Annotated in this window: 10 protein-coding genes; 7 read left to right on the forward strand and 3 right to left on the reverse strand. The window is 41.1% G+C overall.

Annotated elements, in window-relative coordinates; translation table 11 throughout:
* Positions 1-168: 168 nt before the first annotated feature.
* Positions 169-2232 carry a helix-turn-helix domain-containing protein gene (locus tag EO132_RS04555; RefSeq protein ID WP_127136795.1) on the reverse strand — a complete coding sequence of 688 codons (2064 nt, stop codon included), beginning with the start codon at positions 2230-2232 and terminating at the stop codon, positions 169-171.
* A gap of 221 nt (positions 2233-2453) precedes the next feature.
* On the opposite strand from EO132_RS04555, the gene EO132_RS04560 reads away from it, so the two are divergent.
* From EO132_RS04560 to EO132_RS04575, 4 genes are all read left to right on the forward strand, one after another.
* Positions 2454-3041: an ankyrin repeat domain-containing protein gene (locus tag EO132_RS04560; RefSeq protein WP_127136796.1), complete on the forward strand. Its 588-nt coding sequence runs from the start codon at positions 2454-2456 to the stop codon at positions 3039-3041.
* A 23-nt stretch (positions 3042-3064) separates the two neighbouring features.
* Positions 3065-4156 (forward strand): acyltransferase family protein, encoded by a 1092-nt coding sequence (locus EO132_RS04565; RefSeq protein WP_127136797.1) that lies wholly within the window; start codon positions 3065-3067, stop codon positions 4154-4156.
* 249 nt (positions 4157-4405) lie between these two features.
* The gene (locus tag EO132_RS04570; protein WP_127136798.1) at positions 4406-5563 is read left to right on the forward strand and encodes an endonuclease/exonuclease/phosphatase family protein; all 1158 of its coding nucleotides are present in this window, start codon (positions 4406-4408) and stop codon (positions 5561-5563) included.
* Positions 5564-5676: 113 nt separating this feature from the next.
* Positions 5677-6105: an FKBP-type peptidyl-prolyl cis-trans isomerase gene (locus EO132_RS04575; protein ID WP_127136799.1), complete on the forward strand. Its 429-nt coding sequence runs from the start codon at positions 5677-5679 to the stop codon at positions 6103-6105.
* 52 nt (positions 6106-6157) lie between these two features.
* Here EO132_RS04575 and EO132_RS04580 read toward each other — a convergent pair whose 3' ends face one another.
* Positions 6158-7612 (reverse strand): aminopeptidase P N-terminal domain-containing protein, encoded by a 1455-nt coding sequence (locus tag EO132_RS04580; RefSeq protein ID WP_127136800.1) that lies wholly within the window; start codon positions 7610-7612, stop codon positions 6158-6160.
* Positions 7613-7958: 346 nt separating this feature from the next.
* Between EO132_RS04580 and EO132_RS04585 the strand changes: the two genes are divergently transcribed.
* The 3 genes from EO132_RS04585 (at position 7959) to EO132_RS04595 (ending at position 12229) form a co-directional block, all read left to right on the forward strand.
* The gene (locus EO132_RS04585; protein ID WP_127136801.1) at positions 7959-9521 is read left to right on the forward strand and encodes a hypothetical protein; all 1563 of its coding nucleotides are present in this window, start codon (positions 7959-7961) and stop codon (positions 9519-9521) included.
* A gap of 291 nt (positions 9522-9812) precedes the next feature.
* Positions 9813-11351 carry a leucine-rich repeat domain-containing protein gene (locus EO132_RS04590; protein ID WP_127136802.1) on the forward strand — a complete coding sequence of 513 codons (1539 nt, stop codon included), beginning with the start codon at positions 9813-9815 and terminating at the stop codon, positions 11349-11351.
* A 416-nt stretch (positions 11352-11767) separates the two neighbouring features.
* Entirely contained in the window at positions 11768-12229 is a 462-nt protein-coding gene (locus EO132_RS04595) for a hypothetical protein (protein WP_127136803.1), read from the forward strand.
* 548 nt (positions 12230-12777) lie between these two features.
* Here the strand turns inward: EO132_RS04595 and istB are convergent.
* Positions 12778-13509 carry an IS21-like element helper ATPase IstB gene (gene istB / locus EO132_RS04600; RefSeq protein WP_127136804.1) on the reverse strand — a complete coding sequence of 244 codons (732 nt, stop codon included), beginning with the start codon at positions 13507-13509 and terminating at the stop codon, positions 12778-12780.
* Positions 13510-13699 lie beyond the last annotated feature (190 nt).

Here is a 13699-nt window from a genome sequence, read left to right on the forward strand (position 1 = left end):
TGGGCTTTTTTTTAAAACTATTTTGGGTAATATGTTGACCTTTTCTAGAAATATTGAAAGATATCAGAATCTTTTATAAGCTGTTTTTTTTCTACGACCAAATGCTATAGATTTATTTCAATTGGATACTTTGATAAAAACGGAGGAAGAACCATACATTTTAGTCGCTTACAAAAGCTCCTTTTCTTTGAGAGTTTCCTCCAACCGATTGTGGTTTTCCCAAAAGCGGTCCTCTATTTTTTTCATCACTGCATCATAACCTGGATAGGATTTTAAGGGTTCCAATGCTGGGTCCATGGCCATAAATAAAATCATCCAATACTGAAAATGATTTTTGGCCGCAAACTTTTCGTATTCCGCGATGGCTTCTGCATACCTGCCTTCATAGGCATATAGCACCGCCATACTAGCAGGTTGGTAAATGGACTGGTCGTTTTTGCAATATTCGGCGTAAGCTGCAATAAGCCGGTCCGCCTCTTCTTGGAACCCCATTTTTTCATAGGTAAAACCAACCTTTATATCCTCTTGGGGATAAATGTTCAAACCTTTGGATTTTCTTACTTCATTGAAAGGTTTGTAATAATGGAATGCGCTATCATATTCTTTCTGAAAGTAGTGCAGTTTGGCCACTTCCTGTAAAATGTCCAATCGGGTGGTGTCTTTCCGAAGCTCACGCTTTACGGCGTTCAAAGTCTGCTTGATGTCCTTGTTTTTCGCATAGCGGATATAGGCTTTAAGATATGGGGCATATGGGTTTTGTGGAAATAGCTCAATTGCTTTGTCAATATATTCCAAGGCCTCATCCGTAAAACCGGATTGAATCAAGGCATTGCTCAAATGCAGGTAAATGTAGCTCTTGGTGGTATCATCGTCCGCCACGTCCAACTGAATGCCCTTTAGGGCATATTCCAAATATTTTCCCGTATCGGGCAGTGCATTGGAGTAAATGGACGATAAAATATTCACCACTCCTGAAGCATTGGGGTTGTATTCCAAGGCTTTTTCCAAATGCGGGACCGCCAACCGATAATTCCCGATATGCATATAAAACAAGGCCTTTGCAATTAGGCTCTCTGTCAATTTGGAGTCGTGCAGCAGCGCCTTGTCCGCATAATTATTTATGATTTCGGTATGTTGTTTTTCCTTTTTATAAAGGTCGAGATAATAGTAGGCTATGGCCAAATCCGCATACACCAAGGCAAATTCAGGATCTTCTTCAATGGCTTTTTCAAATAATGGGATGGCTTCCAAAAGCCCCTCTTCCGTTTCTCGATTAAAAGGCTCTTGGGCCTGCAGGTAATAATCGTAGGCAACAAGGTTTTCGGTTGGCTTTTTATCGATTTGTTCCAATTCCGAAGGTGTGACCTTGGCCTCTATGGCATCGACAATTTTTTTGGCCACTTCATTCTGCACGGCAAAAATATCGACCACTTCGTGTGTGTATTGTTCGCCCCAGATGCGAGTGTCGGTGGCGGCATCAATCAATTGGATGTTGAGCATCACTTGGTCGCCTACCTTTTGACCGCTGCCCTCCACAATGTAATTCACATTCAGTTCCGAAGCGATTTGACTGATGTTTTGGTTGGAGTTGCGATATTTCTCTACCGACGTCCGACTGATCACACGTAAATCCTCAATCTTTTGAAGATTGCCCATGGAGGCTTCCATCAAACCATTGACAAAATAGAGGTTGGTGGAATCGCTGCTTTCATTTTTAAAAGGAAGCACCGCGATGGACTTCTCCAAGTTCGTGTTTTGTGACACATCAGCAGTAGGAGTGGAGGAAGGCATCAACAGATAAGCAATGCCACTGATGACTAACATGCCCAAGGCCATCAGGGCCCATTTGTATTTGTTCAAAAACGATGTTGATGGTTCCTTCGCTGTTTCTTCAAAATCCGCTTTCCCGACTTCGCCGGGAGGATGACCGTAATGTTCCCGAAAACATTTGATAAAATATGAGGTACTACCAAAACCTACCCGATAAGAAACTTCCGAAACCGTAAGATCGGAATCCTGTAGCAATTCCATGGCTTCTTCCAATCGGATTTGCCGAATAAACTGGCTGGCCGACAACTGTGTCTGCTTTTTGCATTTGCGCAAGAGACTGGAACGGCTCATGTGCATGGCATCGGCCAATTCTGAAACGCCAAAATGTTCATCGCCCAGATGTTCCAGGGTGATGGCCTTGGCCTCATCGGTAAATTTCTGCCCTTTTGGTTTGTCTAGCATTGTGGTTTGCAGATTAGTAGCTGCATGGGTTGAACAAAGATAAGCGATTCCTTTTCAGGGCAAAAATGCAGATTCTGCCGCATAATTTATATCATGCGCCATAATTTTCATGGGCTGTGCAGGACTTACATACTTCGCGGCATAGCTGATTAATGCTGCATCAGGCTTTGGGGAATCTTTGTACCATAAAATTTATTGTTCAACACTTAAAACGAAAAGTCATGAAAAATTTTAAAAACAATGCAATGAAACCTCTAACCTATGCACTGCTTATTATCATGGTAAGCTTATCCGCCTGCGGTCAAAAAAAATCTGAAACCGATACGGAAACTACAGCCAAATCCGAAGTTAAGGCGCCAGATATGGCACTTTCTGCTGCGGTGGTCGCTGGAAACTTGGAAGTCGTGGAACAGCACATCAAAGCGGGAACCGACATCAATGAGAAAGACCCGTTGAGTGGTTCAACGCCATTGATTACCGCAATTACCTTTGATAAAAAGGACATTGCACAGACCTTAATCGACGCAGGAGCCGATTTGTCCATTAAAAACAACGATGGGTCCACTGCACTGCATGTGGCCGCATTCTTCTGTAAAGTGGAAGCCGTTCAAATGTTGTTGGATGCTGGAGCGGACAAAAGTGTGAAAAACAACTACGGGGCGACCCCGCGCGAAACTGTTGTGGGAAACTTTGCCGATGTAAAACCCATCTACGAAATGATGCAACAGCAATTGGGGCCCATTGGCCTGCAGTTGGACTTGGAAGAAGTTGAGGAGACCCGTCCAACTATTGCCGTAATGCTACAGTAATTCATCAAAAAACGACAGAAATCATGAAAACAGCACGTAGACACGATATAGACTGGTTGAGGGTCATTACCATAGCCTTGCTATTGATCTATCACATCGCCATCATTTTTCAGCCTTGGGCCATGTTTGTTGGCTTTATACGAAGCGAACAACCGCTCGAAGGTCTGTGGACCCCAATGAGCATGCTCAATGTGTGGCGAATTCCAATTTTGTTCTTTGTATCGGGTATGGGGCTCTTTTTTGCCATGCGAAAGCGCAACTGGAAACAGTTGATAGGGGAGCGAGCCAGAAGAATTCTATTGCCCTTATTATTTGGAATAGTGGCCATTGCTCCATTGCATATGTTCATTTTTCAAAAATTCTATAAGCTGCCTTTGGGATATTACCCACACATGGGACACCTTTGGTTCTTGGGGAATATTTTTGTCTACGTGCTGCTGTTTTTACCCATTTTTTATGTGTTGAAGCATAGAGAAGCGGGGAGGTTCAAACAAGTTTTGAACAGAATAATGTCCAACCCTGCTGGACCTTTATTTATTTCCCTCTTTTTTATGTTGGAAGCTATTTTGGTAAAGCCACAGATATATTCCTTGTACGCCGAAACCTGGCACGGCTTCTTTTTAGGTGCTTTGGCCTTCTTTTTCGGGTATTTGTTCGTGTATAGCGGTCAGCACTTTTGGGACACTGTAAAAAAATGGCGTTGGGGCTATTTGGCACTTGGCTTGGTTTTGTACGCTGTTCGATATTTGGAATTTGATTTGGAGGCGCCGGGGTATCTCATGGCCTTGGAATCCAACTGTTGGATTTTTGGTGTCTTTGGACTCGGATATCGCTACTTGAACAAACCAAGTGAACTGCTACGGTATCTGAGCCAAGCGGCCTATCCAGTTTATATCATTCATATGTTTGTGATGTACTTGGGCGGTCTGTTGATTTTGCCACTGAAGATGCATCCGGTCTTACAATTTGTTGGTATCACCCTGTTCACTTTTGCCGTGTGTTATCTGTTGTACGAGTTCCTGATACGGAGAATATGGTTTTTGCGTCCGCTTTTTGGTCTAAAGGGAAAGCTAAAGGAGCAAACGCCAACAAAGGTATTGGCGAGCGAATCATAAATTAAATTTATGACCCTGAATGAAGCTCTTTGTTCAGGGTCTTTTTATTGGGGTAAAACTCTAAAAATCAACCATAAAAACCATTCTTTTTTTTAAGGATTCCGGCCAATTGAGCCACCCAATAATTCCATATATTTATAAGGTATTTTGTAGAAGTCGCTAGAATGGTTGACTTCACATCCGTTCCCATCAAAATATAGTTCTAAAAGGTTTCCCATATACATTGTAGAATATTTTAAAACTAAAACTATGTGGTACACCGACCTGAGGCCTGACGAGGAACTGAACACCAATCGCTATTTTCTGGTCATGCTCAGTAAAAACAAGAACTATGCAAGAATGTTGGATAATGAGGGCAAAGAACGAACTATTAAAGGGCTCCTACAGCTTAAAGAGGGCCTTTTGAACAACATTCCGTCCAAGGGTGTGGATAAAAACCTATTGTTGGCCTCATGGAACATCAAAAATTTTGGAAGATTAAAAGACCGAACGGCGGAATCCCTTTTTTACATAGCAGAGATTATCAATGCGTTTGATATTGTCGCGCTACAAGAAATCAATGGGGATTTAGACCACTTTGACAAAATCATGAGTCTTTTGGGAAGTGATTGGAAGTACACCATTAGTGATGTCACCGAAGGCACAGCGGGCAACGAGGAGCGCTTTGGCTTTATTTACGATTCACGCCGAGTGACCCACTCTGGACTTTCAGGCGAACTTGTAATCCCTGATGAGTTTATCTCCGACAACCCCATCATCAAACAACTGAAACGGACCCCAACGTTTACAGGTTTTGAAAGTGGTTGGAAGAAATTCTCCATTGTGAGCTTGCATCTTCACCCTGGAGAAGATAGCAATGGCGATGGAAACCCATCAGACAAGGAAATCAGAAAAGAAGAAGTGCGGCTCCTTATGCAACTTTTGGAACTCAAACTCAACCGCTCGTCCTTCGAGGACCGCAATTTGATTGTGTTGGGCGACACCAATTTGTACAAGGAGGATGAGGATATCGTACAATTGATGAACGATAAAGGTTTCGTGGAAAGCGAAGGACTCAAAGGCAAATACACCAATACCAGCCTCAACCAGATTTACGACCGTATCTTTTTGCATGTGGACAAATACTTTAAAATAGGTAAGGACGAGAATGGACTGGAAAGGGGAGGGGTCTTTAAATTATTCGACTACGTCTATCAAAATACGCCGAATGAAATATCAAAATATCACGAGTTGATGTTGCAGCATAAGGATGACCCATCCAATTTGACTTCCGACGAAGCATTTATCTCTTATTTCAACCGATATTGGAAACGAAATCAGGTCAGCGACCATCTTCCTGTCTGGTTGGAAATTGAAACGGACAGCACACAAAGCTTCTTAACCAACAAATTGGCACTTTTGGAGTAAAGAATCGGTACAAATACCCGTTTTTAGTGAAACCAATGGGCAACTCCTTCGTTTAACCGTTTTATACCCTGTATATTTGCAACGTTTTGATTTTAAAACTATAAACAAAAATTATGAGTACAGTAAAAGAGAATGACACTGTAAAGGTGCACTACACAGGTAAATTGACCAATGGACAGGTTTTTGACAGTTCGTTGGAGCGCGAACCTATGGAGGTAGCCTTGGGTCAGGGTCAACTTATACCAGGTTTTGAAAAAGGACTTATCGATATGGCCGTGAACGAAAAGAAAACCATTACCATTGACAAGCAAGATGCGTATGGAGAGGTAAATGAGTCGCTTTTTCAAAAGATATCCAAATCCCAACTGCCTGAAGATATCAAACCAGAAGTGGGAATGGGCTTGGTAGGTTCCAATGCTCAGGGACAGCAACAACAGTTTAGAGTCGCCAAAGTAGAGGAGAACGATATCATATTGGATGCCAACCACCCGTTGGCGGGCCAAGATTTGGTATTCGACCTTGAAGTGATCGAAATACTATAAATTATCCCAATTATTGAACAGAACTGCCAACCGTCTAAAGTTGGCAGTTTTTTTATTGTTTCTTTAAAGGTAAATCGTCTGGCTCACGAAATTCCATGATGCCTTTTTCCTTGATGGTCTTTTCCACATCTTCCCAGGACGAAGGCACAAAAGCGCTCATGTTTTCCACACCATCTTCGGTAACCAATGCCACATCTTCAATTCTAATGTAGAGCCGTTCCTCTGGAATCCAGATCATGGGGTCTATTGTAAACACCATCCCGGGTTGTAAAGGAACCCTACGCACATTTCCAACATCGTGAACCGCCATGCCCACAGGGTGCTGAAAATGACCCCTGAATTTGACGCCTTCTTGTACGGCTTTCATATAATGTGGTTTAGCGAAAGTCTTCCCCACTAAATACGCCTCCATGTCTGCAGCTGCTTTGTCCAGCACCTCATCCGAAGTGACTCCGGGTTTGATGTATTTGAAAAGTGCATCCCTGTAAGCCTCGATGTAATTGTACAATTCCTTTTGGGCAGGGTCGAATTTACCGTTCACGGGCCATATTCTGGTTACATCACTGGTGTAATAGTGGTAGTCCGGTGCGTAATCCATCAACACCAAATCCTCGGATTTGAGTACATCCGTTTTATGGAAATAGTGCCCCATGAAGGCATTGGTGCCCCCTCCGATAATCGATGCGTACCCATCGCCGCGGGAACCGTTCACATGAAAAATATACTTGGCAACCGCATCCAACTGATACTCATACACACCAGGTGCTGTGGATTTCATGGCTTCAATGATGGCCAGGCCGGCAATTTGCGTAGCTTTTCTGATAAGGGCGATTTCCTCTTTGCTTTTAATCAATCGCATCCCATCCAAAATAGGGGACAGGTCGTTGATTTTGAACTGTGGGAACTGTGATTGCAGGTGTTGCACAAATAGTGCTTCGCGAGTTGGCGAAACATCCCACGGGTCGGCTGTGGCGCGGGCCTGTCCGTACAAGAGTTCATCCCTGCTGTCGTTTCCGGTTTCTGCGGGGCCCAAGGGAGTATAGAGCAAAGGGGTGTCGGATTTTATCAGTCCGGTACGAAGGAGGTCGGCGGATAAGAATTCGTATCCTTTCACATGATATACCCCGGTAAGTTCCTTGACGAGTGCGTCGTCTTCGGCAGACAATATTTTGCCTTGCCCTCTTTCACGGCCTTCATCCCTGTGCGGTAGATAAAGCGTGGTTTGTTTGTTTTTTCCGTTCAGTAGAAGGTAGGCATGGTCAGTTTCCAGCCCTGTGAGGTAATAAAAGGTATTGGTTTGTCTAAAAACACTGAAACCGGGTACACCGCCAGCCCCTTGAATCAGGGCGATGGCATTGTTGCCAATGGCATTGAATATCGTATTTCTACGTTCGGTAAAGTTCTCAACGGAAAAATCGGTTTGGTAATGATGGGTAGTTTGGGCTTGTAGCGGGTTGAGGCATAGTCCGAGTAATAGGAGCAAATACCCTGCAGGTATGTTTTTCATACAAATAAAAGGTTTGAGTTGGTTGGTACTTTGATTCCCCCAATTTACGCAATTCGTTGTAAGGTGTTGCTGTCTCGTTATCAGATATTTGCGTTTCAAAGCATAGCTTTTTTGCCTAAAATCGTGAAAGGATAGGGAAAAAGGCGGAAAATTGGACAAAAACCCCAGAATTTTTAAGGTTTTCGTGCAATGGTATTTTTACTACATTTCGTAAGTTTAACAACCTCAAGTATTTGACTTCCTACGACTTACTTCCCCCGCGCAAAAAAATACCTTCTTATAGGTGTTGATTGCCAGCCTTAATAAGTTTTATGATTATTAAACAACCTGATATAATTTATAAAACATGAAAAAAAAGTACAAAATTACCATATGGATCGTCTTATTTTTTTGCTTTTCCAGTTATTCGCAAAAATCCCAAAATAACTCCCAGCAGGTGCCCATTCCGACGATAACCAGGCCGCAATTAAAGAACCAAAAATCAAATAATCTAGTAAGTCCATCAGCTTTTAACACTTTAGCAAGAAGAAGTCTTAACTTTTTGATTTTGGGTAAAAGTGGCACCAATCAAGGTTTAGAATTTGAATTAAACGAGGAACGTACGGAGATTAGTGCCAGTGGATATCTAAATATTGGGAATATGTTGGGTACGATAGAAGGAGATTTTACCGTAAATGATGGCGTATATTTCTTCGACCAGAGTGACAAAGCAACCAAGGCGACCTTTACATTTAATTTATTTGGAACATTTGAAAGGAGAAAATACAATGTCAAAGATAACCTTGACTCGCAATTAGCATTCATTAAGAAAGCAGTTTACGAAGTAGATTCTGTACAACACTATAAAAAGAACTATGCCTTGCTTAAGAAATTCATTAAAAGTGAACTTAGTATTGATTTTATAGATGTTGATTGTGGGTCAAAAAAAATTCCTTTAAAATATAGGAATTACTGTAAATATTTTGAAAAACATAGTGAGCTTTTTGATATAAGTTCGTATAAACTTGGAGCAAATGAAAAAGCAGAAATAATAAAAAAATATTCTAAAGATGGCGAAAACGGAGACCGTAAGTTTGAGATAAAGAAATTTGACGAAGAAGAAAAAGAAATAACCGATAGATACTGGCCGATAACTATTACTCTAGATAAAAAAATCAACTACATTAAACTGATTAAGGATTTTGAAAAGTATGAGTCCAGGTATTTGACTTTGAAAGATTCACTGGATAATCAGGAACTCAATAATGTTAATGATATTTGGAATTCTAAAACAGTAACTTTTGGAGGAGGTTCAATATTCTATTCACGTGAAATCTTGCCTCTATTTGACCAAGAATCAACTTCCTCCAGCTTCAGCAATAGATTTAATGATGAAAGGGGTAGTCTTTTCGGAATTAGAGGCCAACTAAATCAGTTATGGCAAAATAATAATAGCCGGTTTATTCTAATTAGAGGCTTGATAGGTCTTTCCCGAGGCTCCAATTTTGATTCATTTACAAAAAGAACTTTTGGGTTTTTTCAGGCAACAGACCAACCATTGGAAGGAGATGAAGTAAGTATTATTCAAAGTAAAGAGGCCTATATCTCTTCCAGTCCGTATGAGTTTGGATTTAGACAGGATTATACATTTGAAGTATACTGGAAGTTTTTAGAAAATATTGGAATTTTTGGAAGCATTGGGTATAATAGAACTGGTTTTAACTCTGAAGATGTTTCCTCTATTGAAAGATATCCGCTAAGAACAGGTATTCTTTTATCACTAATTTCTAAAAAGGATCAAGATGTGTTATTGACTTTACAGCTTTTTCTGGATAGGACTGACTTGAACCTATATCCTTCTGGAGATGAAGGAGATTTAAGGTTTGGTTTTCGAGTTGGCCTTCCTGTTAATATTGGAAAAAACCTATAGTATAGAGTGTTTCGATAGAATAGACATCTATGTAAACTTCAAGGGCATATTGAATTACTTTTTGACATTCAGATATATTTCCATTACCGCCTCCTTAAGATCCATAAGCAAATGACAAATATTTTGTCTTTCGTTTCTGAAAAAGTCTCCATAAAAGTGCTTATGAAAGCTTCTCAAAAAGAGATAGTGAAAAGCTTTCCATGAAATGAAAATGAACACATAACCGAAAATAATTAATAGGGGCACTAATCGTAATGTTTTCTGCGTTAGGTATTATTCAATATAAACCCCATGCCACTCAACTTCAAACTCTTTAAACTATCAATCATATCTTTAGTTGGTTTCCTGTTTTTTTCCTGTGAAAAAACGGATATCGATCAAGAAGAGAGTCCAAATCAACTATTGCCGATTCAGATTGTAACTAAAAATAACGATTCGGGAGTTGGAGATTTGGTTATAACTTATGATGGTGGACGAGTTCATCGGGAGAATGGAATATCTTATAATGAAGTGCAAGAAATTGAATTGAATTTGGAAACTGAGGGTACCTACATATTCGCAGTGGAAGATCAAGATTTCGGACGTATAAAAATTTACATTGCGCAGGAAGAGTTGCAAAACTATACGGTTGATAAGCCACTTACCCTTCAATTTGAACACTATAAAAACCAAAAGATAGCAACCTTTAAAGTGCAATCTGAAACTGATGGACTAACCCAGTTTAGGTTTATAGACGTGATAGTAAAGCAAAGTCCTACTTCGCTTTATCATATTGATTGGGGAGATGGCAATGAAGAGGTGGCTGTAGCTCCCTCAGAACCAGAATCTTCTAGTGATAGGATTGAGCATCATTACACGTCCTCGGGCGAGTACACTATTACATTGAGCACTACGGATAGGAGGGAAGTAACAGGGCTGAATCTGCAAATTACCGGAAACGGTAAGGGCGATAAGATTCAGACCCTTGAATTGGAAGAATTACCCAGTTTAACCCACCTGAGTTTGGGAGACCATAATTTGACAAACATAGATTCAATTCTGGAGACATTCCCAAATCTACAGCATTTGGGAGTGCGTTTTGGAAATTTGACTTCCATTGATGTTTCTAAAAACCCCTTATTGGAATTGTTGATTGTAAACAGCGGTTTTGACACTGAAATTAAGGGTTTATCAGCTTTGACCAAGTTGAAATTTTTGGGAATCACAGGGATTGCGGAAAATCTGGACTTAACACTATATCCCGATTTGTACCATCTATCTATCCGGCAGCATAAGACGAGCATGTTGGATGTTTCACAAAACCAAAAATTGACCTATTTGGAACTGCAATCCAATGAACTGGATGAAATAGACCTTAGTGCTAACATAAACCTAGAAAGCTTGCTTATTATCAATAATAATCTTACTCAACTAAATCTGTCTAACAATTTAAAAGTTTCATACTTAAACCTGGCTGCCAATCAAATAGAGGCACTGGACCTATCCAACAATCGGGAACTTTGGCTTTTGAACTTGTACGGAAATCATATAGAAGAATTGGACCTCACGCGGCAAGTTGAACTGGAATCTTTGAATCTATCATCCATTCGTTTACTTGAGGTGTCTGCTCCAGAAAGTTGGGATAATCTCACTCGTATTGATTTGGCTGATGCCCGTTTGTTGGATGAGGAAGAATTATTGGATGCTGTTTTTCAGGGCCAGAAAAACAACCCCAAAACAAGGGGGGCAATTATCTTCCATGATCTAGCCATTGTTTTGGACCGACAAATTCCTTTATTGAACGAATTGGTGGAAGACTATAATTGGGTTATTAATGTACCTGATCAGTAAGAATAAGTATCTGAGCAACACTGATTATAGCTATCCGTATTTTGCTAATGTTCATTAGTTGTACTATAATGTTCTCGCGTTATGTTTCTTTGCTTTGGAAAAGCAAAGCTTACTTCCCTAGTAGTTTACAGCCATTTTTGGAATTGGCGATAAATGGTCTTCAAGTACAAGGGATTAATTTGGATATTTGTTTGACTTTGTAACCTTGGATAGCAAGCTGGGTTTGATGATTTTAGTTTTGAAGTTCTTGCAAAATCAAACCTAAAGATGTTCGCGAAATGACCTAAAGGACCATAAACAGGGCATTTTGCCATACTTTTAAAGGCATAGGCACGTTAAGAGTTACAAAGTAAAGGCCCATCATGCCATGCATGTCGCCTGTACGAACCAATAATACCGTAGTTAAACCAACCTCAATGAAATTTACCTTTCGGTTTAAGGGGAGCATCTTACCAATGCTTGTGTTTTTGCTTGTAAGTCAGATATCCAGCTCCCAATTGTCACAAAGTGACAGTACGAGAATAGCATTGACTTCCTTATTGGAATCCTATCAATCCATAGACGTCACTCAAAAGACAGATAGTATTTTGCCGATGCTGGAAAAAGCATGGAAGCTGCAACAAATAGGGGTAAAGGAGGAAATGCGCACGCTCTTGGATGATATTGAACCTCACATCAATATAGAGGAGGTGGACCGTACGGCTTTTGTTTTCTTGCTTATTAAATCCAGAAATGAATTGTTTCATCATGAATATGCAAAGGCACTACAAGATGGTGAATATGCACTGGAGCACCAGAACTTGGCCAATCCAGACGAATTGATTTATATCCACTCCACTATTGCGACGTGCCACTACTATACATTAACATATATCTGAATAGTCATAAAAATATTTTAACCTAGAAAATGTGACAGATGGATCTTTATCTCTTTCAGTGAGATTGATTCTAAACTGTTTTAACAAAAATCTTCTAAAATCGTCCATGTGTTAAATATAAAATGATTATAAGATAGAAATAATCAGTATTATAATTAACAAATAGATTCTAGATTTATTAAGAATTTATTATCAATCGTTTAAGAAAAGAAACGTTAAACTTTAGGGTAAGGAGCTATAGAAAATGCGATCCGACTTTGGGATGAATTTATTCATGCTCTGGTTTCTTGTTTTTTAAGGAATTCATCAATGCTTCGCATGTCTGGCTTGGCACACGCGATAAAAAGTGATTATCTAGTACTAGTATATGAGACGAGATGGTGCGTTGGAAATAATACAACGAATGTTTAAAGCAAATTACTTTGACATAAAATCGTTGTCGTTAAGACGCTAAAGCTGGATAGGGCGGTCAATGTATACCACCTGCGGCGGATGAAAGTGAGCAGTGCAAATCAAGTGCACGAGATCGACTCATTTTGGTGCTGAAGTTAACGTTTATTTTTAATTTTTTTTCTCATTGATTCCCCTTTTATGTCCACCCTGTGAGCCGAGTGCACCAGCCGGTCAAGGATGGCGTCGGCGATCGTTTTTTCACCGATGACATCGTGCCATGCCTCCACGGGCAGTTGTGAGGCTATAATGGTGGACCTTTTGCCGTGCCTGTCCTCTATGATCTCCATCAAAGAGTGCCTGTTGATGTTGTCCAATGGTTTTAGGCCAAAGTCATCCAGTATGAGCAGGTCCTGTTTTTCAAGTTTTCCAATGAATTTTAGATAGGACCCGTCCGCCTTTGAGGTTTTGAGCAAGGTAAAGAGTTTGGCCGTGTTGAAGTACATGGTCCTGTGCCCCATTGAGCAGGCCTGGTGCCCGATGGCGGAGGCCAGATAGCTCTTGCCGACCCCGGTGCTCCCGGTAATGAGCATATTTTCACCCTTGCGTATAAATCCACAGGAGGCGTAGCGCTGTATCCTGTTCCTGTCGATGTTCCTTCCAGGGCCGTAATCGATGGCCTCCATAACGGCACCGTACCTGAACCTTGCGGCCTTTGTCAGGCGCTCGATCTTGCGGTTGTGCCTATCGTCCCATTCGGACTGTACCAGATAGGCCACCAGTTCATCGTTGGTATAGTCCATGCTCTCGGGCGAGAGGCTGGTGTCAAAGGCCCTGAGCATCCCGTGGAGCCTGAGCTGTTTCATCTGTTCCAATGTCTTTGTGTTCATGTTGTCTGTTTTAATGTTTGTCATTTATAATAGTTTCCTCCCCTGATGTTATCGTGGTCCGGGACCTCGGAGGTATCCTCCGGGTCGTCCTCCAGGGTGTCCCACCCTTTTTTCAGTATCCGCTCCACCATGCTGTAATTATAGGCCCCATAGTCCGATGCCCGCCTGCAGGCATTGTCCAGCCGTTGGT

It is taken from the genome of Flagellimonas oceanensis (assembly GCF_003992595.1).
GTDB classification, from domain to species: domain Bacteria; phylum Bacteroidota; class Bacteroidia; order Flavobacteriales; family Flavobacteriaceae; genus Flagellimonas; species Flagellimonas oceanensis.

What these genes read in the sequence shown, in the direction of transcription:
- EO132_RS04585 (WP_127136801.1), top strand. Translation starts at nt 7,959, where the DNA reads ATGAAAAAAAAGTACAAAATTACCATATGGATCGTCTTATTTTTTTGC.
- EO132_RS04560 (WP_127136796.1), top strand. Translation starts at nt 2,454, where the DNA reads ATGAAAAATTTTAAAAACAATGCAATGAAACCTCTAACCTATGCACTG.
- EO132_RS04555 (WP_127136795.1), bottom strand. Translation starts at nt 2,232, where the DNA reads ATGCTAGACAAACCAAAAGGGCAGAAATTTACCGATGAGGCCAAGGCC.
- EO132_RS04595 (WP_127136803.1), top strand. Translation starts at nt 11,768, where the DNA reads ATGAAATTTACCTTTCGGTTTAAGGGGAGCATCTTACCAATGCTTGTG.
- EO132_RS04575 (WP_127136799.1), top strand. Translation starts at nt 5,677, where the DNA reads ATGAGTACAGTAAAAGAGAATGACACTGTAAAGGTGCACTACACAGGT.
- EO132_RS04580 (WP_127136800.1), bottom strand. Translation starts at nt 7,612, where the DNA reads ATGAAAAACATACCTGCAGGGTATTTGCTCCTATTACTCGGACTATGC.
- EO132_RS04565 (WP_127136797.1), top strand. Translation starts at nt 3,065, where the DNA reads ATGAAAACAGCACGTAGACACGATATAGACTGGTTGAGGGTCATTACC.
- EO132_RS04590 (WP_127136802.1), top strand. Translation starts at nt 9,813, where the DNA reads ATGCCACTCAACTTCAAACTCTTTAAACTATCAATCATATCTTTAGTT.
- istB (WP_127136804.1), bottom strand. Translation starts at nt 13,509, where the DNA reads ATGAACACAAAGACATTGGAACAGATGAAACAGCTCAGGCTCCACGGG.
- EO132_RS04570 (WP_127136798.1), top strand. Translation starts at nt 4,406, where the DNA reads ATGTGGTACACCGACCTGAGGCCTGACGAGGAACTGAACACCAATCGC.